The sequence below is a fragment of the Collinsella sp. LCP19S3_A6 genome (assembly GCF_052122015.1).
Lineage (GTDB): Bacteria > Actinomycetota > Coriobacteriia > Coriobacteriales > Coriobacteriaceae > Collinsella.
The window spans coordinates 41,472-66,704 of sequence record NZ_JBQKDD010000006.1 but is presented as its reverse complement, the minus strand read 5'-3'; the positions used below and the strand labels follow the sequence as shown (position 1 = coordinate 66,704).

18 protein-coding genes, 1 tRNA gene and 1 other RNA gene are annotated in these 25,233 nt (G+C 59.8%); 7 read left to right on the top strand and 13 right to left on the bottom strand.

What is annotated here, in order from left to right; all coding sequences use genetic code 11:
• Positions 1 to 124: 124 nt before the first annotated feature.
• Positions 125 to 994, bottom strand: coding sequence for a nitroreductase family protein (locus ACTQVX_RS05385; protein ID WP_441540799.1), 870 nt, complete (start codon positions 992 to 994; stop codon positions 125 to 127).
• A gap of 213 nt (positions 995 to 1,207) precedes the next feature.
• Here ACTQVX_RS05385 and ACTQVX_RS05380 point away from each other — a divergent pair, with 213 nt between their 5' ends.
• The gene (locus tag ACTQVX_RS05380) at positions 1,208 to 3,508 is read left to right on the top strand and encodes an LTA synthase family protein (RefSeq protein WP_441560507.1); all 2,301 of its coding nucleotides are present in this window, start codon (positions 1,208 to 1,210) and stop codon (positions 3,506 to 3,508) included.
• A gap of 679 nt (positions 3,509 to 4,187) precedes the next feature.
• Here the strand turns inward: ACTQVX_RS05380 and bilS are convergent.
• The 6 genes from bilS to tadA form a co-directional block, all read right to left on the bottom strand.
• On the bottom strand, positions 4,188 to 4,739 hold the full coding sequence (gene bilS, locus ACTQVX_RS05375) for a flavodoxin family protein BilS (RefSeq protein WP_441540797.1): 552 nt from the start codon (positions 4,737 to 4,739) through the stop codon (positions 4,188 to 4,190).
• A gap of 111 nt (positions 4,740 to 4,850) precedes the next feature.
• Complete coding sequence (locus tag ACTQVX_RS05370; RefSeq protein WP_441540796.1) at positions 4,851 to 6,710, bottom strand: ABC transporter ATP-binding protein; 1,860 nt, start codon at positions 6,708 to 6,710, stop codon at positions 4,851 to 4,853.
• A complete protein-coding gene (locus tag ACTQVX_RS05365; RefSeq protein ID WP_441559362.1) occupies positions 6,711 to 8,594 on the bottom strand; it encodes an ABC transporter ATP-binding protein in 1,884 nt (627 codons plus the stop codon).
• A 342-nt stretch (positions 8,595 to 8,936) separates the two neighbouring features.
• An RNA gene (ffs, locus tag ACTQVX_RS05360) (signal recognition particle sRNA small type) lies at positions 8,937 to 9,032 on the bottom strand.
• A gap of 203 nt (positions 9,033 to 9,235) precedes the next feature.
• Positions 9,236 to 10,864, bottom strand: a complete 1,629-nt coding sequence (locus ACTQVX_RS05355; RefSeq protein ID WP_441560505.1) for a vWA domain-containing protein — start codon at positions 10,862 to 10,864, stop codon at positions 9,236 to 9,238.
• 251 nt (positions 10,865 to 11,115) lie between these two features.
• Positions 11,116 to 12,897 carry a tRNA adenosine(34) deaminase TadA gene (gene tadA / locus ACTQVX_RS05350; protein WP_441560503.1) on the bottom strand — a complete coding sequence of 594 codons (1,782 nt, stop codon included), beginning with the start codon at positions 12,895 to 12,897 and terminating at the stop codon, positions 11,116 to 11,118.
• 51 nt (positions 12,898 to 12,948) lie between these two features.
• Here tadA and ACTQVX_RS05345 point away from each other — a divergent pair.
• A tRNA-Ser gene (locus ACTQVX_RS05345) sits at positions 12,949 to 13,038 on the top strand.
• Between the two features lie 2 nt (positions 13,039 to 13,040).
• On the opposite strand, the gene ACTQVX_RS05340 is transcribed toward ACTQVX_RS05345, so the two are convergent.
• Positions 13,041 to 13,625 (bottom strand): TetR/AcrR family transcriptional regulator, encoded by a 585-nt coding sequence (locus tag ACTQVX_RS05340; RefSeq protein WP_441560501.1) that lies wholly within the window; start codon positions 13,623 to 13,625, stop codon positions 13,041 to 13,043.
• 211 nt (positions 13,626 to 13,836) lie between these two features.
• Between ACTQVX_RS05340 and ACTQVX_RS05335 the strand changes: the two genes are divergently transcribed.
• Positions 13,837 to 14,388, top strand: a complete 552-nt coding sequence (locus ACTQVX_RS05335; RefSeq protein ID WP_441041402.1) for a LemA family protein — start codon at positions 13,837 to 13,839, stop codon at positions 14,386 to 14,388.
• A gap of 558 nt (positions 14,389 to 14,946) precedes the next feature.
• Here the strand turns inward: ACTQVX_RS05335 and ACTQVX_RS05330 are convergent.
• Positions 14,947 to 15,999: a branched-chain amino acid aminotransferase gene (locus ACTQVX_RS05330; protein ID WP_427728837.1), complete on the bottom strand. Its 1,053-nt coding sequence runs from the start codon at positions 15,997 to 15,999 to the stop codon at positions 14,947 to 14,949.
• A gap of 333 nt (positions 16,000 to 16,332) precedes the next feature.
• On the opposite strand from ACTQVX_RS05330, the gene ACTQVX_RS05325 reads away from it, so the two are divergent.
• Positions 16,333 to 16,785: a helix-turn-helix domain-containing protein gene (locus ACTQVX_RS05325; RefSeq protein ID WP_138340479.1), complete on the top strand. Its 453-nt coding sequence runs from the start codon at positions 16,333 to 16,335 to the stop codon at positions 16,783 to 16,785.
• A 131-nt stretch (positions 16,786 to 16,916) separates the two neighbouring features.
• Positions 16,917 to 18,560: a serine/threonine-protein kinase gene (locus tag ACTQVX_RS05320; RefSeq protein ID WP_441560499.1), complete on the top strand. Its 1,644-nt coding sequence runs from the start codon at positions 16,917 to 16,919 to the stop codon at positions 18,558 to 18,560.
• Between the two features lie 70 nt (positions 18,561 to 18,630).
• Here the strand turns inward: ACTQVX_RS05320 and ACTQVX_RS05315 are convergent, their stop codons facing one another.
• Both ACTQVX_RS05315 and ACTQVX_RS05310 read right to left on the bottom strand, forming a co-directional pair.
• Positions 18,631 to 19,827 (bottom strand): SPFH domain-containing protein, encoded by a 1,197-nt coding sequence (locus tag ACTQVX_RS05315; protein ID WP_441560498.1) that lies wholly within the window; start codon positions 19,825 to 19,827, stop codon positions 18,631 to 18,633.
• A 212-nt stretch (positions 19,828 to 20,039) separates the two neighbouring features.
• Positions 20,040 to 20,462 (bottom strand): hypothetical protein, encoded by a 423-nt coding sequence (locus tag ACTQVX_RS05310; protein WP_441560497.1) that lies wholly within the window; start codon positions 20,460 to 20,462, stop codon positions 20,040 to 20,042.
• A gap of 168 nt (positions 20,463 to 20,630) precedes the next feature.
• Between ACTQVX_RS05310 and ACTQVX_RS05305 the strand changes: the two genes are divergently transcribed.
• The gene (locus ACTQVX_RS05305; protein WP_441560495.1) at positions 20,631 to 21,443 is read left to right on the top strand and encodes a DUF6591 domain-containing protein; all 813 of its coding nucleotides are present in this window, start codon (positions 20,631 to 20,633) and stop codon (positions 21,441 to 21,443) included.
• A gap of 90 nt (positions 21,444 to 21,533) precedes the next feature.
• Here ACTQVX_RS05305 and ACTQVX_RS05300 read toward each other — a convergent pair whose 3' ends face one another.
• Positions 21,534 to 22,181: a VTT domain-containing protein gene (locus tag ACTQVX_RS05300; protein WP_154517831.1), complete on the bottom strand. Its 648-nt coding sequence runs from the start codon at positions 22,179 to 22,181 to the stop codon at positions 21,534 to 21,536.
• 223 nt (positions 22,182 to 22,404) lie between these two features.
• Between ACTQVX_RS05300 and cysE the strand changes: the two genes are divergently transcribed.
• Entirely contained in the window at positions 22,405 to 23,109 is a 705-nt protein-coding gene (cysE, locus tag ACTQVX_RS05295) for a serine O-acetyltransferase (protein WP_370450655.1), read from the top strand.
• Between the two features lie 108 nt (positions 23,110 to 23,217).
• Here the strand turns inward: cysE and ACTQVX_RS05290 are convergent, their stop codons facing one another.
• Positions 23,218 to 25,233 carry an ABC transporter ATP-binding protein gene (locus ACTQVX_RS05290; protein WP_441560493.1) on the bottom strand — a complete coding sequence of 672 codons (2,016 nt, stop codon included), beginning with the start codon at positions 25,231 to 25,233 and terminating at the stop codon, positions 23,218 to 23,220.

Sequence of the window (25,233 nt, the reverse complement as noted above, 5' to 3'; positions counted from 1 at the left end):
GATTATAGATAATCACCCCATGTTTTAATGCACTGTTTTCCCAGCTAGATAAACATTTATACGGCCTTTAGGCCACCGCGGCGATATGGAATGTGACAAAGGGACTGTCCCTTTGTCACATTCGTCATTTTCCGAGCCAGTTTTTGAACCACCACTCCATGGATCGGCTCATCTCGGCCATAAAGGGGCTCGTGTGCTTGCGGGTGTAGATATCCACGACGCGCTCCCCCACCTCGCGGGCATGCGGACGGAACATCATGTCCATCTCGGCAACCTGCGCATCCATGGTCGCGGCATCGGCGCGGCGATAGCGCTCCTCGTGCACCAGGTTCACCACGGGATGCGCAATCGCCGGGCGCTCCTTGCGGGGCGTGCCGATGATGAGCATCGACAGCGGCATGGTATAGGGCGGCAAGTCCAGCAGCGCAGCAACTTCCTCGGCGTTCTCGACGACATCGCCGATATAGCAGCTCCCCAGCCCCAGGGCCTCGGCGGCGACCACGGCGTTTTGGGCAGCGATCACGGCATCCTGCGCCGCGATGGCAAAGTCGCCTAAACCCGGCGCGCGGCGGGGCGCCTTGCCCGTGCGCTCGACAAACTCGGGCTCAAAGCAACCCACGTGCTCAAACAGATCGATCCACTTGGCATAGTCGACCACAAATATAAGTGCCCAGGGCGCCTTGGCGATCATGGGCTGGTGGTCGCACAGGTCGGCCAGGCGATCGAGCGTTGTCTGCTCGCGGACACTCACGATGGAATACATCATCATGGCGCCTGCCGACGGCGCGCGGCTCGCCGCATGCAGAATCGCCGCCCGCTGCTCGTCGGTCACTGCTACGGGACGGTCGTTGTCATCGCGCGCAAAAGCGCGCGTGGACGAACGGTGCTCCAAAATGTCCAGCACCGCGTTGCCCGTGGTCTCGACCGGATAGCCGCCCGCGCCCATGCCAGCGCCCACGTCGCCCGCACTCGTCATACAAACCTGCTCGTTCATCGCCTCATCCTCGCCATTTCTTTAAGAAGCCTTTACGTTTCCGTGTAATTCCCGTCCATTATCGCGCAGGTCGCCACTACATTGCGCCACACCGCCACACATGCGCGCTAATATGGCTGGTTGTTGTGCGCAGCCCGCAAATGCAGTGCATATTTAGGTAACAATCGGGTAAACCCCCGCTTTCGTAGTTTTAAGTTTGTGAGGAGTCTCAGCATGTTCGCAGCCGCCATCTCGCTCGTCGGTCTTGCGGCGACCGTCTTCCTTGTCTTGCGCGAGGCCAAAGCCATTCGCGCGCAGTCGGGCACCGTTGCCAAGGGCGCTCTTGCCTGGAGCGTCGCCTTCGGTCTGTTCCAGGTCTTTTTGACCATTTGGGGTGCCATGGGCCTCGTCGCCCAAAACGAGCCGCTCGCCTTTGTGATGCTCATCCTGACCAACGCCATCCTCACCGGCTGCGCCTGGGCCAGCATCGCACGCGACCGCATCGCCCCGCGCGTCTTTGCGTTCGCCGCGCCCGACGCCCCCGCCCCCACCGGCAAGCTCGCCCGTCTGCGCGGCGCCTTTGTGGGCAAACCGCTCGTCGCCGCCGTGCTGTGCCTGCTGCTCGCCGGCGTCTTTGCGCTGCTGGGCATGGAGGTCTCGTCCAACCACGACTTTACCTGGGTCTACCCCCTGTGCATACTGCTCGAGTGGGCCATCATCACCACGCTCATGGTCGGCCTGTTCTTCCTGTTCCAGCGCCGCGGCGCAGCTCCCGCCGCCCTGGCCTTCGCCCTCTTTATCCTGGGCATTGCCGAGTTCTTCGTCATCACGTTTAAATCCATGCCCATCCAGCCGGGCGACCTTTCGGCCATCTCCACCGCCGCCGCGGTCGCCGGCAACGGCTACACCTACTCGATCTCGCTGTTCTGCGTGCTGTCCATGGGCTTTACCGCCATCGCCATGCTGCTATGCGAGTACGCCGGCCTGGTAGCACCGCACCGTCAGAAGGGCGCCGCCAACGCCAAGCGCATGCTGCTCACCAACCTGCTCGTGGCGGTGCTGTGCCTGGGCGGCGTGACCGCGCATGTCACGCTTATCGACTACTACAACACCCTCGGCATCACCGTCTACACCTGGCGCCCGCTCGAGAGCTACTGGCGCGAGGGTTATCTGCCTGCCTTTATTAGTGCGGCACAGTCCATCAAGCCGCCCAAACCCGCCAACTACTCCGCCGACGACGCCAAGGCAACGCTCAAAAAGTATGCCAAGGCCTATGACAAGTCCGATGCCGCCACAAGCGACGCCCGTACCGCCGCCCAAGAGCAGTTCGATAGCGAGAAGCCCACGGTCATCGCCATTATGAACGAGACCTTCTCGGATCTTTCGATCTATCAGGAGATGCACGCCGGCTACGAGGGCCCGCAGTACTTTAAGAACCTGTCCGACTGCCTCAGCCGCGGCAAGCTCTACGTGAGTGCCTACGGCGGCGGCACCGCCAATACCGAGTTTGAGTTTATGACCGGCAACTCCATGGCCAACCTGGGCTCGGGCGTGTACCCCTACACCATCTACAACATGGAAACGACCGGAAACCTGGCAGAGCAGTTCAAGTCGCTCGGATATTCCACAACGGCCATGCACCCCAACCACGCAACCAACTGGAACCGTGAGAACGTCTACAAGGACTTTGGCTTTGACCAGTTCCTGTCTATCAACGACTTCCAGGGAGCCGACACCTTGCGCGGCATGGTGACCGACCAGGCAACCTACGACAAAATCCTTGAGCTGCTCAACCAGAACGCCGACCCGCAGTTCATCTTTGACGTGACCATGCAGAACCACTCGGGCTACGATACGGGCCTGCTGCCGGCAGATAAGCAGATGCACCTGAACATCGACACGACCGATCTGGACGCCAAGACCATCGAGGACGGCACACTCTCCGATGTCGACGAGTACGTCTCGTGCATCGAGCAGTCCGACCAGGCGCTGCGCTACTTCCTCAATGCCCTGCGCAATCTCGACCGCAAGGTGGTCGTGGTGTTCTGGGGCGACCATCAGCCGTTCTTCCCGTCCAAGTTCAACGATAAGTGGTTTACCGGCGAGGACGACGCTACGCATCAGGAGCGCCTTTGGCAGACCGACTACATCATCTGGGCAAACTACGACGTTGCCGGCTGCGACCAGACGAGCGAGGTCGACGACCTGTCCACCAACTACCTGTCCACCCAGCTGATGCAGCTGATCGGCGCACCACTGACCGACTACCAGAAAGCGCACATGACGCTGCGCAAGTCGCTGCCCGCCATCAACTCGGTGGGCTACGAGGACGCTAGCCTGCGCTGGGCGCTCTCCTCCAACGTCACCGGCGAAGACGCCGTCGCCGCAGCGGCCACCAAGGCGCGCGAGGATTACGCCAAGATGCAGTACTACGAGATGTTCCGCGACGGCAAGAACGTGTACACCGAGCACCTCCAGACCGAGGCCAACGAGACCGACCCCAATCTGGCACCGGGTACGACCAAGATCAAGTAGCGGCGCATCTTACCTGGTTCGTCTGCCCGGCGGCGCGGAACGTAAGGTTCCCTGCTCGGACAGTCCTGCTCGCACGGAGAGCACATTAAGTGCTCTCCGGCTCGTGCGGAACCCGCGATGAACCTTACATTCCGCGTCGCCGGGCAGACGCCTCGGTGTTGAAGCGCGGCTTGTCATGGGGGCATCTGCAACATATATAAGATGAAGGCCACGTTACGTGGCCTTCTTTGTATCCGGAAAGCGTATCCCGGAATCTGCCTTCGGAATGGGACGCAGTTTCCGCTTGAGGGCCTGTTGGGAAAGCGCATCCCACTTCAAGAGTAAATTCCGGGTCGCACTTTCCGCTAAGGCTCTCAACCGGAAAGTACATCCCGTTCCAAGCCTTAATTCCGGGACACAGTTTCCGGACAGGGCGTAAAGCGGAAAGTGTATCCCAGTCTGCGCGCCGATTCCGGGACGCACTTTCCGAAACCCCGCCCATCTGGAAAGCCCGTCCCACGCTCAATACATCCAGCGAACGCATGCGAGCGTGTCGTCCAGGACGGGCTCGTCATCGGGGTGATGGAAAATGTCATCCCAAACGCTTGCCACGGTTGCGTCCGCGAGTGTCAAGAAAAAAGCCTCGAGAATTTCGAGGCTTACGCTTCTGTATTATTTCGCACGCACGACGGCGATAGACCTACTCGCCCAGCACGGCCTTCTTGGCGGCTGCCGCTATGTTGTCCAGATCTTCCTTGGTCGGATGGTCCTTCGCGGCAACCCAGTTGTCGAGTAGCATCTTAGCGCGGGCGTTGTCGGGATCTTGCTCGAGCATGGCCTCGTAGCGCTGCTTGACCGCAGGGCCCATCTTGCCCTGGCACATCGCCCAGCCTACAAGCTCGGCATCATTGGCCAAATTGGAGGTCACGCGATCGATAATCTGCTGATAATAGCTCTGGTCGGCGCCAAAACCGCAGGTGCCAAACAGGAAGACGCGCTTGCCGTGCAAGGTGGAGAGCAACGCCGCGACCGAAGGCGTGCACGCGCCCTTGTCACACCAAAAACCGACGAGCACCGTGTCGGCCGCGCAGGCGCCCTGCGCCTCGAGCGCAACCTGATCTGCATCCGCATCGTCGCTCAACGCCGCGGCATGGACAAACTCAACACCCGCAGCCTGCAGAGCGCGCTTGATCGCACCCGAAACCATCCTGGTATTGCCGCTCTTGCTGTTAACCACCAAAGAGCACGTCATAGTCACGCTGCCTCGTTTCCCCCAAAACTAAAGCCACTAATGCAATTTATTAGATGAATATCTTAATACCAACGTGACAGATGTAAACCACCTGCCGCTAATCGGTGGCCCCTACTGGGCAAACTGGCTGCGGTAAAGATCGGCATAGAAGCCGTCTGCCGCCAGCAGCTCGTCGTGTGTGCCGCGCTCGATAATCTCGCCGTCGCGCATCACCAGAATGCAGTCGGCGTTGCGAATGGTGCTCAGGCGGTGCGCCACCACAAAGCTTGTGCGACCGGCCATGAGCTCGTCGAATGCCGCCTGCACCTGCAGCTCGGTGCGGGTATCGATGCTCGAGGTCGCCTCGTCCAGCAGCAAGATCGCCGGGTCGGTGAGCATGACGCGCGCGATGCACAGCAGCTGTTTTTGACCCTGGCTAAACGTGCCGCCGTCCTCGCCAATCACCGTGTCGTAGCCCTGCGGCAGCTGCACGATAAACTTGTGCGCATGCGCGCGCTTGGCAGCTTCGATAACCTGCTCGCGCGTGGCATCGGGACAGCCGTAGGCGATGTTATCTGCCACCGTGCCCTCGAACAGCCACGTATCCTGCAACACCATGCCAAAGGCACGGCGCAAGCTTGCGCGCGTGTATTCACGCGAGGAACGGCCATCGACCGCAATGCGGCCGGCATCGATATCATAAAAACGCAGCAGCAAATTGATGAGCGTTGTCTTGCCACAGCCCGTAGGGCCGACCAGGGCAAAGCGCATGCCGGGCTTGGCCTCGATGCAGATATCCTGCAGCAGCTTGCGGTCGGACACGTAGCTAAAGTCCACATGCTCAAAGGCGACCTCGCCCTGCGGTGCGGCAAGCTCTACAGCGTCCGACGCGTCGGGCTCCTGCTCGCGCGCATCGAGCAGCGCAAACATGCGGCGCGCCGAGGCATACGCCGCCTGGATCTGCGTAATAACGTTGGTGACCTCGTTGAACGGCTTGGTGTACTGGTTAGCATAGGACAGGAAAATCTGCACGCCGCCCACCGTAAGCGCCGCCGGCACGCCCGTGATCACGCCCACGCAGCCGATCACAGCGACCACGGCATAGATGATGTTATTGATAAAGCGCGTGCCGGGGTTGGAGAGCGAACCCATAAACTGTGCACGCTCACCTGCCGTATAGAGCTCGGCGTTGAGCGCGTCAAAGCGCGCTTGGGCGTTCGGGCCGTAGGCAAATGCATCAACCAGCTTTTGCTCGCCCACATACTCCTCGATATGACCACCGAGCTGCCCTTGAATGCGCTGCTGTGCCGTAAAGCTCTTGTTGGAAAGCCTGGCGATGGCGCCGGCTGCAAAAATGGAAAGCGGCGTGACGAGCACCACCACGAGCGTCATGGTCAGGTTGATGGAAAGCATAAACGCGAGCGTGCCCACGATGGTGATAACGCCGGTGAAAAGCTGGGTAAAGCCCTGCAGCAGGCCATCGCCCACCTGATCGACATCGTTAACCACGCGGCTCATGAGGTCGCCGTGGGCGTGGCTGTCGATAAAGCTGAGCGGCATGCGGCTGAGCTTGTCGCTCGCCTCCACGCGCATGTCGCGCACCGTCTCGTAGGACAGGCGGTTTACGCAGTAGCCCTGCAGCCACTGAAAGGCCGCGGCCCCCACCACGACGAGCGCGAGTCTGGTAACGAGCGGCAGCAGCGCATCGAAGTCCACCTGCCCGGCGGCGACAATCAGGTCGATGCCCTCGCCGACGAGGATGGGCGTGTAGAGCTGCAAGATCACCGAAGCGGCGGCACTCACAAACGACGCTACAAACGAAATGCGGTGCGGACGAACATAGCCCAGCAGGCGGCGAGTTACCGCGCCCACGGGATAGCGCTCGGGATCGCCGGGCTGGCGCGGACCGTCGCCCAGGTCGTTGAGGTTATCGTTGCCGGACACGTTGGCCGTCATCGTGGCGACCGAACCGGAGGATGTGTAGGGATTCATTTAGCAGCCCTCCTTTGCGCAGACGGATGCGGGGGCGGTCGGGGCGCCTGGGACGGGCGCGGGGCTTGGAGCGGGCGTGGGCGCCGTACTCCTCTGCTGACCCTCGAGCTCCTCGCGGCGAAGCTGCGACTGGCAAATCTCTCGGTAGAGCTGGCAGCTTGCATACAGCTCATCGTGCGTGCCCAGGCCCGCGACCGAGCCGTGGTCGAGTACGCAAATCACGTCGACGTCGCGCACGGTCGAGACGCGCTGGCTCACGATGATGGTCGTCAGCGGCAGCCCGCCCTCGGCGGCACCGCGCATGCTGCGCTCGCGGATGGCGTGGCGAAGCGTCGCATCGGTCTTAAAGTCGAGCGCCGAGGCGGAGTCATCCATGATCAGGATCTGCGGAGAGCCCACCAGGGCACGTGCGATGGTCAGGCGCTGGCGCTGGCCACCGCTAAAGTTCTTGCCGCCCGCCTCGACCGGGGCGTCGAGCCCCTGCGGCTTGTTGCGCACAAACTCGCTGGCCTGCGCCATATCGAGCGCCGCCCAAAGCTCCTCGTCGGTTGCCGCCTCGTCGCGCCAGGTCAAGTTGCTGCGGATAGTGCCGCTCACCAGCGATGCACGTTGCGGAACGGTCGCAACCACACGGCGCAGCTGGTCGAGCGGCCAGGTGCGCACGTCGGCGCCCATCACGCTCACGCTGCCGGTGCTCGCATCGTACAGGCGTGGGATAAGCGAGACGAGTGTGGACTTTCCGCTACCCGTGCCACCGATAATGCCGAGCGTTTTGCCCAGCGGCAGTTCCAGGGTCACATCGTTGACGGCGTTGGCAGCGCCGGCGCCAAACGAAAAGCTCGCATGGTCAAAGCTCAGTGCGGGAACCGGAACAGCGCCACCCGCCAGTTCGCTCGGCTTGGGCAGCGCGACCGGCTGATTGCCCTCGTCGGTGATGCTCGGCTCACAATTGAGCACCTCGTTGATGCGCGACGCGCTGGCGCTCGCCTTGGTAAAGACCACGACCAGGTTGGCGACGTACACGATGGAGGTGAGCGTCTGCGTCATGTAGTTGACGAACGCCATGACCTGGCCCTGCGTAAGCTCACCCACGTTGACCTGGATGCCGCCCACCCACAGGATGGCGCACACGCCCAGGTTCATCATCAAAAACGTGACGGGGTTAAGGATTGATGAGAGCTTGCCCACCGCGATGGCAACATGCGCCTGCTCATCGGCGGCTAGGGCAAAACGCTCGCGCTCGTGGTCTTCGCGCACAAACGCGCGGACCACGCGGGCACCCGAAAGCCCCTCGCGGCAGACAAGCGCGATGCGGTCGAGCTTTGCCTGCAGCTGCTTGTAGTACGGAATGCAGCGCGCCATGACAAACCAAAACACCAAGCCGATGGCAGGCGTGCAGATCAAGAAAATCACACCGAGCTTAAGGTCGATGGCAAGGGCCGCGCACATGGAGCCCACCGCCAAAAAGGGCCAGCGGATGAGCATGCGCACGCCCAGCGCCACGGCAAGCTGCACCTGGTTGACGTCGTTGGTGATGCGCGTGATGAGCGACGGCGTGCCAAAGCGGTCGAGCTCGGCATAGCTCAGCTTATTGATGTGCTGGTAGAGTGCGCCGCGAATGTCGGTGCCCATGCCCTGCGAGGTGAGCGCCGCCATCTTTTGGCAGACGAGCGTAAACGAGATGCCGATCACAGCCATGGCGGCGAGCACCATACCGTAGTGGACGACGGCGTTGACATCGCGTGCGCCAATACCCTTATCGATCATCTGGGCAATCACGAGCGGCGTAAGTAGGTCAAAAATCACTTCGATCAACTTACACGCAGGGCCAATCACCATATACCGGCGAAACTTACCACCAAAACGCCTGAGCAGCTCAATCATAAAAAGGCGCTCCCCATCATCATCTCTCTTCAATCTGATTCATGATAGTACGGCGAGCCCTGGAGATGCGTAAGCAACTCGTTACAGATGTAAGGGCGACGGTCACTAGCGCCCAAGGCATGTAGCAGCCGATGTTTTGGCAACGCCAGCGAGCGCCGCAAGACACGGGATTGAGTTGTTCAGATAAATGCGCCCTCTACGGGTGATTTTTGGACGAAGTGGTCCCGGTGCCGGCGGGCTGTTTGGTAGTCGAGCGATCCCGCAGGCAAAGCCGAGGACCAGCGAGACACCAAACAGCCCGCCGGCACCGGGACCGCATCGCGGCACCAAAAAGCGCCCGTGCGCTCGATGGATTCGGATGCCCGACAGAGGCTCCTTATGGCTGCTTCCTTCCGGACCTGACCAGATTCGGAACATGTCGTCATCCGAACCCATCGAGCGCGCTTGGCGCTCGGTATATATTACCCGCTCCCGTCCAGCAGAGCAAGATGCCCCGCGGTCAAAGGGAAAACCACATGAGTGCACGGCAACAAAAAGGCGCGGTCGCAAGTATGCGACCGCGCCTCATCAGTTGCTTCGCAGAGAGCATTCAAGCGTTGCGTAAGCGCTGGGAAGCGAAACATCGTTCGACGTCAACGCCGTTAGTGATTACGGCGCTTGAGGATAATGCCGGCAACGCAAACGGCTGCACCGGCTACGACCAGCCCAATGACAGGCAGAATTGAGAAGGTATCACCCGTCATCGGCATGGTGCCCTTCTCGCTCTTCGTCGTCTTGACGGGCTTCTTATCGTTCGGCTTAGTGGGTTTAACCTCGGGCTCGGGCTTAGGCTCGGGAGCAGCAACCGTGTAGGTAACCGTCGGAACCGGGAACTTATACGCATCACCGCGCATGCCGTTGCCGTCAATAGGCTGCAGGATTGCACTCTCGTTGACGTTAAGGGTATGGGTACCGGGCTCGGTGGGCACATTGACCAGGCGCTCGCTGTACTCGAGCACGACGGGCTTGCTCGGAGATGCAGCCTCGTTCAGCGTAAGCTTGAGCATCTCCTGGTCGCCATTCACGTAGTCCAAGGTGAACCTATAGGAGCCGTCCTCACGCTTGCCGAAGCCATAGGACCCGTCGCCGATCTTTACGGGGGCAAGCTTCTCGCCGTTGGCGGTCAGGCTGATCTTGGCAGGGTCGTTGATGAAGTCAAAATCAGCGCCAATAAAGTCCTCGACCGTCGAGCCGGCGGCAATCTTGTCAACAAGCTTAGCCTTGATATCGGCAAAGTCGGTGTCGAGCTGGCTACTGTTGGAATTCCTGGTGAGGTACTGCAGGAATACCTGGCCATCAAAGTCGGCGGCGTTCTTGTAGTAGACGTTCATGTCGTAGCCAGCGTTGACCATCGATTGGAACGTGTCGTCCGTGCTCCAGAACGCGACGTCAATGTTGCACGGCGCGTTCACATCGACGGGGATGGGGTTCGTGGTGCCGTTATTGCGGGCGTCGTCGGTGTACTCGTAGTCGTACTGAGCCCAGTTCTTGTCAGAGTTCTCGTACTGGTCGCGATAGTACTTAAGATACTCGCCGAGCTTCTCGGGGCTCTTCATGGCCTGCGAGAAAATGAAGTTAGAGCCGTCGGAGAACTTCTTCCAGTCGTTCTTGAGATTGTACTCGCGAGACTGCCACTCCCAGATACCGCCCATTTTGTTCGATCCATAGGGGTATGCAGCGTGGGTCTCTGGATTCGTCTGCTTGGTTGGATCGCCAAACGACCTCGTATACGGTTTGGTATAATCGCCGTTCTTGCAGTAAAGGTAGGTTGCACCGTCACTAATAAGGATCACGTGCTTGTTCTCGGCCTTAACGGCAGTATCCGCGTCGAGGATGCTCTTTGCGGCAAGAAGGCCAGCGTCCATGTTAGTGCCCGAATGCAGGCTGGAGTTCATTGCGTTCAGGATGTCATTATACCCCGTGACGACGTCGGTCAGCGGCTGCTGGATGTTACCGACCCTGTTGAAGAGGACTACGCCCACCTTGATGTCCAGACCATCAGCCTTGGCTTTCTGGCTAATTTGCTCCAAGAATTCTTTGGCTTGTTTGTAAATGTCCGTCTGCGCGGAAGCGCCCGACTTATCGAGCACAAACACAACGTCGGACGGCTCGGCCTCGCGCTTGCCCGGGAACGAAAGCGTAACCTTCGTCTCCAGATTCTCGTCAAGCTCGGTCGCCGTCTTCTGGTTCTGCTCTAACGTGGACGATTGACCGGCGCCCCCCCGCGGCATCGTCTGCGAATGACATGGTCGCCGGAGTGGCCATGCCTAACGTCAGCGCCAACACCGCGCCAACCGTAACCGCGCGCTTAAGCGTATTTCCCAATCTGTGCATCCTAGCCCCTTTCATGTAATTTCCGTTTGCGGACAGGCGCATACGACACCAGTGATACAGCAATAGTATAGACCGTAAAATGCCAACGCAATTAACATATATTTACAAATAACGAGCTGGACAGGCAAATCAGATTTGATATTTATATCTATATGCGACCAAGATCGTATGCTCGGGCAGCCTCCTCGCCTGCGCACGCCAAATTGGCTACAGCCTCCTGCATGCCAAGCGCCTCCTCAAGGCTCATGGGCTTGCGGCATATCGGCAGTACTAGGTCGATACCCTGCTCATACACTACATCCAAGTTGTCCGCACGACCGCCCACGACGGCGGCTACCGACTTGCCATATCGCTTCGCACGACGGGCCACGCCCACCGGCGCCTTACCGGCGGCGGATTGCTCGTCCATATTACCCTCGCCCGTTATGACCAGGTCGGCATCGCGAACGCACTCGTCAAACCCAATCAAATCGAGCACCGTCTCCACGCCCGAGCGCAGCTCCGCACCGAGCGCCAGCAGCGCGGCACCCAAGCCGCCGGCGGCACCGGCACCGGGCACACCAAGCACCGAGCCAAATGACCGTGCACCCTCGGGCGCGCGCAGAAGCTTCTGGGCTCGCATCTCGAAAATCGCCGCATCGAGCAGACGACCGTAGCCGACCATCCAGCCGTCGTACCCGCGCAGCGCCTCGACGTCACCCGTCGGCAGACCCTTCTGTCCACCGAACACCGCAAGCGCGCCGCGACGCCCCACGAGTGGGTTCTCGACATCGGAGAGCACCACGACACGCACGCCGCCCAGTACCTCAAGCGCCGACGCCAAATCAACGCTCGCTACCTGCTCAAGGCCCGCAAGACCGGGGGCGACATCGCAGCCCTGATCATCGACCACACGCGCGCCCAGCGCCTGCAGCATACCGGCGCCGCCATCGTTGGTAGCGCTGCCGCCCAAGCCAATATAGATAGTCTTTGCCCCAGCACGGACCGCGCGAAGCATGAGCTCGCCCACGCCATAGGTCGAAGCCGCAAGCGCCGCCGATTCCGTGCAGGGCGAATACCCAATACCCGCCGCCTCGGCCATCTCAACTAAAGCCGACTCGTGCTCGCCGTCCACCAGCATCCGGGCAGACACGCGGTCGCCCAAGGGGCCTGCAACCTCGCAGGTCACAAGCTCGCCGCCGCGCGCGGCGACGGCATCGAGCGTTCCCTCGCCACCATCTGCCAGCGGCAAAGCGCTCAGCTCGGCATCGGGCCACACCTGGCACACGCCTTCGGCAACGGCCGCCTCCGCCTGCGCGCTCGAAACGCTGCCCTTAAAGGAGTCGATCGCCAGCAGCACACGGCGGGGCCGGCGCTGCACAGGACCAAAGTGGAGTGTCTCGTCGGCGAGATCCCCAACACCCGCAAGTGCCTCGGCATGGACGGCATGCGCCTCAAGGCTTAGACCGCAGCCGCACGCGGCGCCACCCACACCGCGCAAACCGGCAAAATAGCTGCTCAGTACCCTGCGACACTCGTCTGCCAGCACGCCGGCGGTCACATTAAACCGATGGTTCAGGCGCGAATCGGCATTGAGGTCATACAGCGAGCCCACCGCGCCCGCCTTGGCATCGGCCGCACCATACACGCAACGCCCCACGCGCGCGTTAACCATAAGCCCCGCGCACATGCAGCAGGGTTCGAGCGTCACGTAGACCGTACAATCGGAAAGGCGCCAACGCCCAAGCGTCTGAGCGGCGGCGCACAGGGCCAAAAACTCGGCATGTGCCGAAGGGTCCTGGTCGAGCTCACGGCGATTATGCGCCCTCGCGACAATCTCGCCCGCACGCACCACCACAGCACCAATCGGCACCTCGCCCACTGTCGCAGCGGCGCGCGCCTCCGCCAGCGCCTCGCGCATGAACTTCTCGTCGATTTCGGTGATCGTCATCGTTCGCCTTCCCTGTTGCAAATTCAAAACGATGCTATCATTACGACTCACGGAGAGATGGCAGAGCGGTTGAATGCGGCGGTCTTGAAAACCGTTGAGCGCGAGAGCGTTCCGGGGGTTCGAATCCCCCTCTCTCCGCCACCTTAGTGATTCACCGGCGTCATGGTGCGCTCAAACAGCGCATCGACCACGTCGGCCATCTCGGGTCGACGCTCAAGATCGTGGCCCGATTCCCACCAATTTGTGAACACTCGAATAATGCCACCGGCGATAAATTCCGATGTCGTCTCGAGCGAAACGGGCGCCAGGGCGTCTTCGGCAAGCGAGCTCATCACGCGCTCACGGATGGAATGCGCGATGCGGTCGCAAATCATGCCGGTCAGCATGCCCGACATGCTGCTCGCCAAAAGGTTATCCATGAGCTTCTCATGCGCCAGTACCATATTCATGGCATCGTCAAAGACCTCATGGCGAAGCGCCTGTACATCCACAAGCGGCTCCGCGTCCACTGCGTCGGTCTGGTTTTGCGGCAAGCCCGTCATAAGCTCATCGATATAGAAGGCAAAGTAATCGTTTTTATCGCGAAAATGCTTATAGAACGTCGTGCGGCGAATCAGGGCCCGGTCGCAAAGCATGGCAACCGTCAAATCCTCAAACCGATGCTCTTCCAAAAGCTCGGTAAAGGCGTCGAACAGGGCACGATAGGTTTTCTTGATGCGAAGGTCCATCCGTATCGCCATCCTCAAGGCGTAGACAGCATTCCGTAATTTGTCGCATATCTTACACCTGTACCACCCGTTCGATATTGGCGCCCCCTCCCTGGTTGAAACAAAACGCTTACCGGAAAGTTCGGCACCGCCAAAGGTTGCGGGTATACTAGATACGTTATACCAACAACGGCCGGCGCAAAACGCCGCTGCCATTCGAAACGGAGACATCATGCTTCCCGTCATCATCGGTATCGTTGTTGTCGTTGTGATCGTCTGCGCCATCGCTGGCATCTACAACAACATGGTTACCAAGCGCAATCGTATCGATAACGCCTGGCAGAACATCGACACGCAGCTGCAGCGCCGCAACGACCTGATCCCCAACCTGGTCGAGACCGTCAAGGGCTACGCCAAGCACGAGCAGGACACGCTCGCCGCCGTGATCAACGCGCGCAACACCGCCGTAAGCGCCACCACCCCCGAGGCCAAAATGGAAGCCGACAACGTGCTGACCGGTGCACTGCGCCAGCTCTTTGCCGTGGCCGAGGCCTACCCCGACCTTAAGGCGAACACCAACTTTATGCAGCTCCAGGCTACGCTCGAGGACACCGAGAACAAGGTGAGCTACGCGCGCCAGAGCTACAACGACTGCGTGCTCAGCTACAACAACGCCATCCAGACGTTCCCGGCCGTTATCTTTGCCGGCATCTTCCAGTTTAAGGAGCGCCAGGGCTTCGAGGCAGTTGAAGCCGCCCGCCAGGCCCCGACCGTCAAGTTCTAACAAGTTGGCAACGCATCCTGAATCGGCTATATACATAAACCGCATAAACCGTCCCGTCGAATGCATACTTCGGCGGGACGGTTGCTTTTTGCCCACAGGTACCCCAGAGGGCGGCGTGCAAATTTTGGAGTTTTCAGCATCCTGGAGCCCAAAGGAACAGGAATGGGCCCACAAAACCGCGTTGAAAACCCTGATTCTGAGCCCTCAGCACCTCAGGGATCACTCATTTTCTACAGGATGCGGCTCACGGCGCCTGACTTTCGCCCAAAATCCCGTATGCATGCGCACCCGGCTGCTGAAAACTCCCAAAAATGTACGCCCCGTCCCACCCCAGGCGAGCGGCAACCGGAAAACCGCGCACGCACCTCTTCCTGGTGCGCGGTTTTCCTACAGAACTGCGCGGGGTCACTAGGGCCAAGCTCCTTATGGAGCCCACACCCAGGCGCACTCCGCAGGATGAAAGAACCCCCGCCGCACGTAGTGCGCAGCGGGGGTTCTTTCATGTCCGAGGACGCGCCGGAAAGGAAGGTCGCCCTCGGGCCGAACGTACAAGACAGCTTACGCGACGGTGTAAACCCAGTTGTGCTTATCCTCGACAGCACCAGACTGAATACCAGTCAGGGTCTCGCGAAGTTTCTTCATAACAGGGCCGATCTCGGTGCAGCCAGCCGGGAAGGTCACGGTCTCGTCGGCACCATATACCTTGTTGTCAATCTCGCCGACCGGGGAGATAACAGCAGCGGTGCCGCACAGACCGCACTCGACAAAGGTGCCGGCCTTGACCTCGGCCCACTCGACGGGACGCTGATCAACGGTCATGCCCAGGTCCTGAGCGACCTGAACGAGCGAGCGACGGGTGATGGAGGGCAGGATCGAGTCGGTGTGCGACTGCGGAACGACGAGGGTGCCGTCCTCTTTCACGAACAGGACGTTGGCGCCACCGGTCTCCTCGACATAGGTGCGAGACTCGGAGTCAAGATACAGGTTCTCGGCATAGCCCTCGCGATGGGCCTCCATCGTGGGCTTGAGAGACATGGCGTAGTTCAGGCCGGCCTTGATGTTGCCGGTGCCATGCGGGGCTGCACGGTCATACTCGGAAACGCGCAGCTTAACGGGCTTAAGGCCGCCCTTAAAGTACGGACCGACCGGAGTCACGAGAATGCGGAACGTGTACTCAGGAGCAGGAGCCACGCCAATCACGTCACCAGAGCCAATCATAAACGGACGCACGTACAGGGTCGCACCGGAGCCGAAAGGCGGAACCCAGGCGGCGTTGGCAGAAACGACCTGCTTGACGGCCTCAACGAACTTGTCCTTGGGGAACGGGGGCATCTCGAGGCGCTGGGCAGAGTTATACATGCGCTCAGCGTTCATGTCGGGACGGAAGCAGACGATGCTGCCATCCTCGGCGGTGTAGGCCTTCAGGCCCTCAAAGACCTCCTGGCAGTAATGGAAGATGCCGCCGCACTCGGAGACATGCATGGTGTGATCGGTGGTCAGGCCGCCCTCGTCCCACTCGCCATCCTTCCAATGAGCCTCGTAGCTGTAATCGGTCTTCATGTAGCCAAAGCCGAGGCTACCCCAATCGATATCCTTCTTCTCGACAGTCATATGTCGCTCCTTACATACACAGTTGCATACTCGCGAACCCGCACGCAAGGACCGAGGCCGACCGTGTCGCAACGTCGCACGCCCGGAGCGTAGAGCCGGACGGGACACGCGGGCAACATCGAAGCCGATGGCACGTCGATTCGCATGGACGAGATTGTACTCCCCGCGCGCGTCGGATAAAACGTTTTTCTTTAACTAAGTAAAGTATTTTCATTTGCTTCGGAATTCACCAGGGTCAATAGGCGTCCTCCAAGCCGCGGCGTCCACTCGCCCCATGCGCCCCGCGACCGCCCTATCGATATACTCTAAGTCGAGACGATGATTGGAGCCCCCTTGGCAACTCAGAACAAACGCGAACACTTGACGGAAGACCTGCTCAAGCGGCTGTTGGCCAGTTCGAGCATCGACGCCTATCTGGACGAAGGCGAAACCGTCGACCAAACGCTTCCCTCGTACTTGCGCTGCCTCATCGACGAGCGCCGCATCAAGCGCTCGGACGTCGCACGCAACTCGGGCCTTAACCCGACCGTTGTGTACGACATCTTTGCCGGCAAAAGCCGCCCTGGCCGCGACCACGCCATCATGTTGGCACTCGGTATCGGCTGCACGCTTCGAGAGACGCAGCGCCTTCTGAGACTCGATAGCGTCGCCGAGCTTTGGTGCAAGGATCGCCGCGACGCCATCGTCATCTGGTGCATCGAACGCGGCATGAGCCGAGCGTGCACCGACGACGAGCTCTACCGCCTGGGTGAAAAAACGCTTCTGGGAACCAACCCACTCAAATAAACGCCACGTCCGCGCGAGCCCCGCGGCTCTATCGTCTCCATACGCGATTCAGTTGCCAACTGAACAAACAGAACAATCGTTGGCATATTATTTTTGGGGCATTTGCCCAGCTACCATGAAGGGAGGACGGCTTGAACGACAACCAACTCATGCATGCCATGAGCCTTGACGACACCTATCGCGTCGAGCAGGTGCTCGCACGCGGCGAAGACGGCATTACCGAACTCGTCACGATTGACGGAGCCGGTCCCTTCGTGCGAAAGAAGATTCGACAGGAGCTTGCCCGCCGCAATGTATGGTCGGCACTCACAGAATGCAGCTCGCCCCGCCTTCCCCGCGTCGAGGCGACCTACGAACTACCCGAGCACTTTGTTGTCGTCTACGACTTTGTGCCGGGTCGGCCGCTTTCCAAAGTTATCGAAACCGATGGGCCGTTGACGCCGGAAGAGACGACATCGCTTGGCATCGAGCTTTGCGAGGCGGCCGAGGAGCTCCACAGACACGGTATCGTCCACCGTGACATTTCCCCCAACAATATCGTGGTTGCCGCGAACGGCGCGCACCTCATCGACCTCGGTATTGCCCGCATGCGCGTCGAAGGGGCAAGCAAGGACACGACTTCCCTCGGAACTTGGGGGTTCGCCTCGCCCGAACAATACGGCTTTGCCCAGACCGATGCGCGAAGTGATGTCTACTCCATCGGACGCGTTCTTGGCTTTGCGCTTACGGGTGTCCGGCCCGATGACGAGGCTTACGAGCAGATTCTTAAGAAGAATCTTGATAATGCACCCGCGACGCTCGCCCATGCCATCACGTGCGCCTGCTCGTTTGAGCCAAGCGCGCGATTTCAGTCTGCAGCAGAGATGGCAGGGGCGCTCGCCGGCTTGTCTCGACCGGGAAACGACAGGGCATCTTCTGGCACAGATGGGCATGCCGACCATGCCCAAATGGCAGCGGGTACGCATGCGCCTAAGCGCAATCCAGACAAAAGCAGGACGCGGACCTTTGGCGGCTTGTTGCTAAAACTGGCACTCGTCACCGCGATGCTTGCCGGGCTGATGGCAGTCGGCGCGATTGCCATCTCGACATTCCACGCCGACCGAGAAAGCAACAACGGGCCCACGTCCTCATCGCAAGCCGGCCAGTCTGATGGCGTTTCGACATCCAAAAAAGCAAATTCGGCAAGCAATACCAACCGTTTATCCGCCGAGCTCTCGATTGCGGAATCAGGCTGGTCGGTTGATGGGCACGGGTACGTCCATTTTGGCATCGGCCTTAAAAACTCCGTCGGCCCTGCCGCTATCGCATTTCCCACCATTAAGGTCTCCGGATACGATGCGGACGATAACCTGATCTTTACGGATGAGAAAACCTACAGCGCCATCGAGCCCGGCCAGACCGTCTACTTTGGCGATCAGACGGGAAATGGCACCGCTCCCGCGCGCGTTGAGTTCGAGGCAGTCACACCCAGCGGCGTTGCACTTGCCACCGCCACCGAAGCGCCGGTGTACGAATTTTTCGATAGTACCGAATCCGCTGGGACAGACGGCATGCAGTCATTCTTGGCAAAGCTCAAACTCCAAAGCGCCCCGAGCGGCTTTGATAAGACCCAGGTGTTCCTATCGGCCATCCTGCGCGACAAGCAGGGCAACATCGTTGCTGGCTATAACAACTTTTCCGACTGCCCCGCCGTCGGTTCCACGACCCCCGTTTCGGTCGATGTCCACAATCCGCCCCCGCACGCAAGCTGCGATATCTACGCCGCCCAGTGGTAGAACCGGAGGGCACCGCGAATAATTCCGCAGCACAAAGAAGGACCGGCATCGCGCCGGCCCTTCCATACTTCTACAGCCCTAGAATCTCACGCTTCTTGGCATCAAACTCCTCTTGCGTCAAAATCCCGGCATCGAGAAGCTCTTTGAATTTCTTAACGGCCTCTATTTGATCCTCAAGCGTCCGAGCGGACTCGGCACCACCCCCTGGCGCCTCCTTGGGCTCCGTCGTATCCGGCGTACAGACCGCACCCGCGCCGCCTTCTACAGAAGCGTTACGGGGGTTGAGCATTCCCGCCAGCCCCATGCCGAGCACCATGCCTCCCGCGGCGCCAAACCCGTTCTCGCGTACGCCCTCGGCAATCATCTGCTGAGCCGCCACATCGGCTGCCTGCTTAGAAACCCCCTCGTAAGCGCTAACATCCAGCTTCTTTTTCGCATAGCTCTTGATAAGCTCGCGCGATTCATCGGAGAATTCAATGTTTTCGATGGCGACTTGCACAAGCTTGATGCCAAAGCGATCTTGCCATGACCCCGCGTTATCGCCCTCGTCCAGGATCATATGGCGAATTTCGTTGACGTGTGACGGCAGCTGCGAAATTCGGACCTCGGACGACATGGCATTCGTGGCCACGATGAGCGAAGCCAGAAACTCTGCAATCAGCATGCTCCGTGCGCGCGGGTCGTCAAACGAATAGCTATAGACGTTCGCAGGAAGAAAATTCCTGATAAAACGCTCGGCATCCACCACCTGCAGCGACAGCTGACCATACGCGAAGACCTCAAGATCCGCGCCGTAAAACAAGTCGTTATACGCAAGCGGTCCACGCGTGCCAAACCTGATGCCGCGGATTTCGCGCAGATTGACAAACGCCACACGCTTCTGCGACGGTGACATACCCGCATAGCCGACGCGACGCGCCGCCTGTCCGAGGACCATTTTGAGGACGCCTTGCTCCTCACGGTCGTGGTCATCAAAAACCGAAGCCTCGCCGTCGCGATACTCAAAACCGCCCGGCTCCGTTATAACTTGCTCGATGCCCGCCTGACTAAAAATAAACGCCGCGGTGTTCTCGGGAACAAAAATGAGCGAGCCGTTGGACAGAACGTCACTCGATCCGTAGTTTCCGCCACGCCCGTTTTGCCCAACCTTACGCACCCCCGGGGCGACAACAACGTGCTCGTCAAAATGACTGGCAGTGACAATATCTTTCCATTGATCGGCAAGGACGCCGCCAAGCGAGTCAATCGCAACATTTACAATACCCACGATTACCTCACCCTACAGCACAAACTTGGTATCGCAGTACGAACAAACAACGCCTTGGCCTTTGCGCCCCGCGACGGGCGCATGGCATCCGGGACACTTTGCTGTCACCTTTGCGGCCATCTTCTCGGCATGAGGCTTTTGCGCCTTCAGAGAAGCACCCAAGGCACTGCCAATGGAGTCGCCAACTGCCCCGACAACGCCCACGGCACCGTCTACAAAATCTGCAATCTCTGCCGCCGTACCCGAGGGAAGCTCTGAAGTATCGATGGCATCGATGTTGCCCGCCGCCGCGCGGCGCACGCTTTCGGCCCAACGGTCGGCAAGGCGCTTGCGCCTTCGGTAAAGCTCACGGTAATGGTCTCCTCCGAAAATGCGACTCGCAGCACCGGCGTACTATTCACGCGTGCGGCGATAGCCTGGGGGACATCCGTCGAGCACAGAATCGAATCGAGCGGGCAGCGCTTGAGATAGCGTCGAGTTTTAAACAGCCCCTCGGAGACCGTTGCGACCAAGATTAGATTCATATTTGTAAGAACGATCTCATCGAGAGCCTCGCTACCAGAGCCAACGCCCAAGCGCACATTCGAGGTCTGCATGATGATGAGTTCGCCGGGTGCCAGATTGTACTCGTCCACGCCGCCATCCCCCGTCCAACGTTTTCCTCCCATCCTAAACACCGGGCAAATAATTTCATCAGCTGCCAACTGAATTTCTCACCAGATTCAGTTGGCAGCTGATGAAATCCCCGCAGCCCACAGCCACAATTCGAAGCAGTGTCATCCATATCGAGGGAAGGAACAACTATGGATTGGGAAGCTTCGGGCAGCAGGGATAATGGCGTCCCCCAAACGGTGTCGACGCCTGACGGCAAGCCGCCCAAAGGTAAGAAAAAATGGCCGATCGTTCTGGCAGTGCTCGTTATCCTGATTATCGCGGCACGCATCAGCTCCTGTGTGGGCGGCTGCAGTTCTTCGGGCCCCTCAAAAACCGTCGAAACATTCACCTGGCCCAGCAGCGGTCTCGCGACCGAACTGCCCAAGCCCAAGACAAACAAGGGCGAGATATACGAGAACAGCTCCGAATCTTTCTCGGCAACGCTGAAAGAAGTCTCACAAGCCGACTACGATAGCTACGTCGAAGCTTGCAAAGAAGCCGGCTATACCGATTTCTCGGGCGAAGGCACTGATGATTTTGAGGCAACGGCACCCAGCGGAGCAAAACTGACCTTGTCCTACTACAGCAGCTCAAAGTCCCTCGACATCGAGCTCGAGAAGCCGCAGGACAGCAGCGAGCAGACAGGCGCAGCCAACGATACCGCTGCGGCAGCCGCTGATTCGCAGACCGAAACCGCACCGGCCGCATCCTCTTCTGACTTCCGTGCCATGATGGACGGCTACGAACAGTTTATGAACAGCTACGTCGAGTTCATGAAGAAGTACGAATCGTCCGACGACACCGCTTCGATGCTTGCCGACTACGGATCGATGATGCAGCAGTACAGCGATTGGTCGCAGAAATTTGACAGCGTCGATGAAAGCTCGCTGTCCGCCGAGGATCAGGCTTACTATCTCGAGGTCCAGGGGCGCGTTCTGCAGAAGCTGAGCGAGGTCCAATAGCCTCGCACTTAACGCCACATATCGTTCCCACAACAAAAAAGACCCGTCATCCAAGTGGCGGGTCTTTTTGCACCAATCGGTTTTAGACGCCTACGCGTTCTGTTTGCCCAGCTTAGCCTTAACCAGGCCGACTACAGTCGGGATGATCGACACGGCTACGATGCCAATGATCAGCAACTCAAAGTGCTCCTGCACAAAGGGGATGCCACCAAAGAAGTAGCCCAGCAGTGTAAAGACCGTCGACCAGGTAATGCCGCCCAGCACGTTGTAGATGACAAAGTTGCGCCAGTGCATGCCGCCCATGCCGGCAATGAAGGGCACAAAGGTGCGGATAAACGGGAAGAAGCGGCCGAGGAAGATGGCCAGGTGACCCCACTTGTCCAAGAAGTCCTCGGACTTTTTGATACGCTCGGGCGTCATGGCCTTGACCTTGCCCGAAGCGATGATCTTTTTGCCAAAGAAGTGACCGATCATAAAGTTGCACTGGTCTCCCAGGATGGCAGCGGCCCATGCTACGGCCAGCAGGGCCACGATGTTAAAGCCACCGTTATGGGCAAAGAAGCCCGAAGCAAACAGCAGTGAATCGCCGGGAAGGAACGGGAAGAACACCACGCCTGTCTCAACGAAGATAATGAGGAACACGCAGCCGTAGGCCATAAGCGGGCCGGCGGCGATCCAGCTGGCAATCGCGGTGCGCGGGTCTTTGAGTAGCTCGGCGATAAAATTGATGAAACCCATGAAGTAAAACCTCTCAGTTGTGGGCGCGGATACGTCCAAGTTGACCAGTATACGGTTGCGGTGCCCCCTCGTGCGCAACCCCACAAAAGCATGACTCCATTACCAGCAAGTTTGCATAACTGACACCTGTCATGCAAAGCCGCCAAGATTATTCTTCCTAATCCCTAGCGAATCGCTATACTTTATTGAATCGCATTGCCATGGCGCTAAGGGAGGGCGGCCGGTGAGCTTTATCAATACCATTCGCGAGGACATCAAGACCGTCCAGACGCAGGACCCCGCCGCGCAAAACGGTTTGGTCATCTTCCTTTCCTATCCTGGCCTGCACGCCAAGTGGAACCACGTGCCCGAGCACTGGCTGTGGGAGCACGGTCATCGCTCGCTCGCCCGTGTGCTCTCGCAAATCACCCGCCACATCACCGGGGTCGAGATTCATCCCGCTGCACAGATCGGCAAGCATTTCTTTATCGACCACGCCATGGGCGTCGTCATCGGCGAAACCACCATCGTGGGCGACAACTGCGTGCTCTACCAGGGCGTCACGCTTGGCGGCACCGGCAACGAAACCGGCAAGCGCCACCCCACCCTGGGCAACAACGTCACCGTGGGCACGGGCGCCAAGGTGCTCGGCAACATTCGCATCGGCAACAACGTCAAAATCGGCGGCAACTCGGTTGTCGTCAAGGACGTGCCCGACAACTGCACCGTCGTGGGCGTGCCGGGACGCATCATCAAGCGCAACGGCTGCCGCGTGTTCGAGGAGAGCTTCGACGCCAAGCAGCACCGCGAGTACATGCCTGACGATGCCGCCGAGCAGTCCGCCCTCAACCGTCAGGGCATCACCGAGAACGCCCGCCGCGTCAAAGAACTCGAGCAAGAGGTAGCCGAGCTCAAAGCCCTCGTTGCCAAACTTGTGGACGAACGCTAGACGCGGACGGCCAATGACAACATTCACGCCAGCGCAAAGGCGCGCCAGGGAATCTATCCCCGGCGCGCCTTATTTCCGATGCGACAAGGGGGCCGTCCCCATGTCGCATTATGCGAACTGGCTCAGATAGAGGTCGGCGTAGGCGCCCTCGGCAGCCAGCAACTCCTTATGCGTGCCCTGCTCGATAATGTTGCCGTGATCCATGACCAAGATCAGGTCGGCGTCCACGATCGTCGACAGGCGATGCGCGATCACAAAACTCGTGCGCCCGCGCATAAGCGCATCCATAGCACGGCCGATGGCGAGCTCGGTGCGCGTATCCACGCTCGACGTCGCCTCGTCCAGGATGAGAATCGCCGGGTTGTTGAGCAGCACGCGTGCGATGGTCAGCAGTTGACGCTGCCCTTGGCTAATGCTCTCGGCATCGTTTGCCACCCGCGTGTCATAACCCTGCGGCATGGTACGCACAAAGAAGTCGACCTGCGCGGCGCGCGCAGCCGCCACGATCTCGTCGCGCGTCGCCTCGGGACAGCCGTAGGCGATGTTTTCGGCAATCGTGCCATCGAATAGCCAGGCGTCCTGCAGCACCATGCCAAATTGCTGGCGCAGCTCGCCGCGGTCCATACCGCTCGTGTCCACGCCGTCGAGCGTAATGCGCCCGCCATCGATCTCGTAAAAACGCATGAGCAGGTTGATGAGCGTGGTCTTGCCCGCGCCCGTGGTTCCCACCACGGCGATCTTCTGGCCCGGCTCGGCGGTAAACGACACGTCACGCATAAGCGGCTTGTCGGGCAAATAACCAAAACGCACGTGCTCAAAGGAGACGCGGCCCTCAATGCGACCCGGCAGCCTGGCAGCCTCACCCGGCAGTGGATCGGCTTCCATCTCGGGCTCATCGAGCAGGTCGAACACGCGCTCCGCACTCGCCAGCGCGCTCTGCAGCGAGTTGAAAGTGAACGACAGCTGCGTCATGGGTTCGGACGCCCCGTAGATAAACTGGAAGAACGCCTGGAACACGCCGACGGTCATGTGGCCGGCGACCAGCATGCTGCAGCCCACCAGCGCGATCACGATCTGCGCCAAACGGCCGATAAAGCGAACCGCAGGGCCGACGGCATTGATCATAAAGTCGGCCTTGGTACTCACGCGCGCTAGCTCCCTCGAGGCCTCGTGCACCTCAGCAGAGCTCTGATGCTCGCGGTTGAATGCGCGAATCACCAAACGGCCTGAATAGCCTTCCTCGACCGCGCTCGTGATTTTGGACACCCACTCCTGACGCTCGCCCGTCACATCATGCGTTCGGCGCGAAACCACCTTGGTCACCAGCAACGATACCGCCGTAAAGCCCAAAAAGACCAACGTGAGCTTGACGCTATAGACGAACATCATGATGATGGCACCCGTCACGGTACCGATCGATACCAGCAGCTGCAGCAATCCGCGCTGCATACTCTCGGACATCTTGTCCAAGTCGTTGGTCGCGCGGCTGACCACTTCGCCGGGTCGATGCGCGTCAAAGTAGGCGAGCGGCAGGCGGCTGAGCTTCTGCGCGATGCGGTTGCGCAGACGCAGGTTGAGTCGCTCGGCGACGCTCGACATCAAAAAACTCTGCAGCGCATAGAACGATCCGGCGGCCGTCCAGATCAAAAAGTAGACAAAGATGGTCTTACCGCACTGATCCCAGGTGATGCTGAAGGTCGTTCCGCTGGCAAACGCCACCTGTATATGGCCCCACAGCTCGTCGATAACATGAGCGCTATATGCCGGCGCGGCGGTGTTAAAGATGACGTAGAACACAATGCTCGCGAATACAATATAGAAGCGCCAATGGTCGCCGGCGGCCTCGCTCCACAAGCGACGCACCGTCGCCCAGGTGTCCCGGGGCGTCTCGTCCTCTTCTTCGTCGTCCACGTCGCGCATACGCTCTGCCTCGGCACGGGCGCGCTCGTCCTCGGCACGCTCGTTTTCCTCGTACAGCGCCTGGCGACGAGCCTCGCGCTCGGCCGCGGCCCTGGCGGCGGCATCCAGCTCGGTCGACGCGGCAGACTGCTCGACCGCTTCCTCGGCCGCGTCCACAACGACGGCATCGATAGCGTCGCTGCGCTTCTTGAGCTCCTCGGTCAT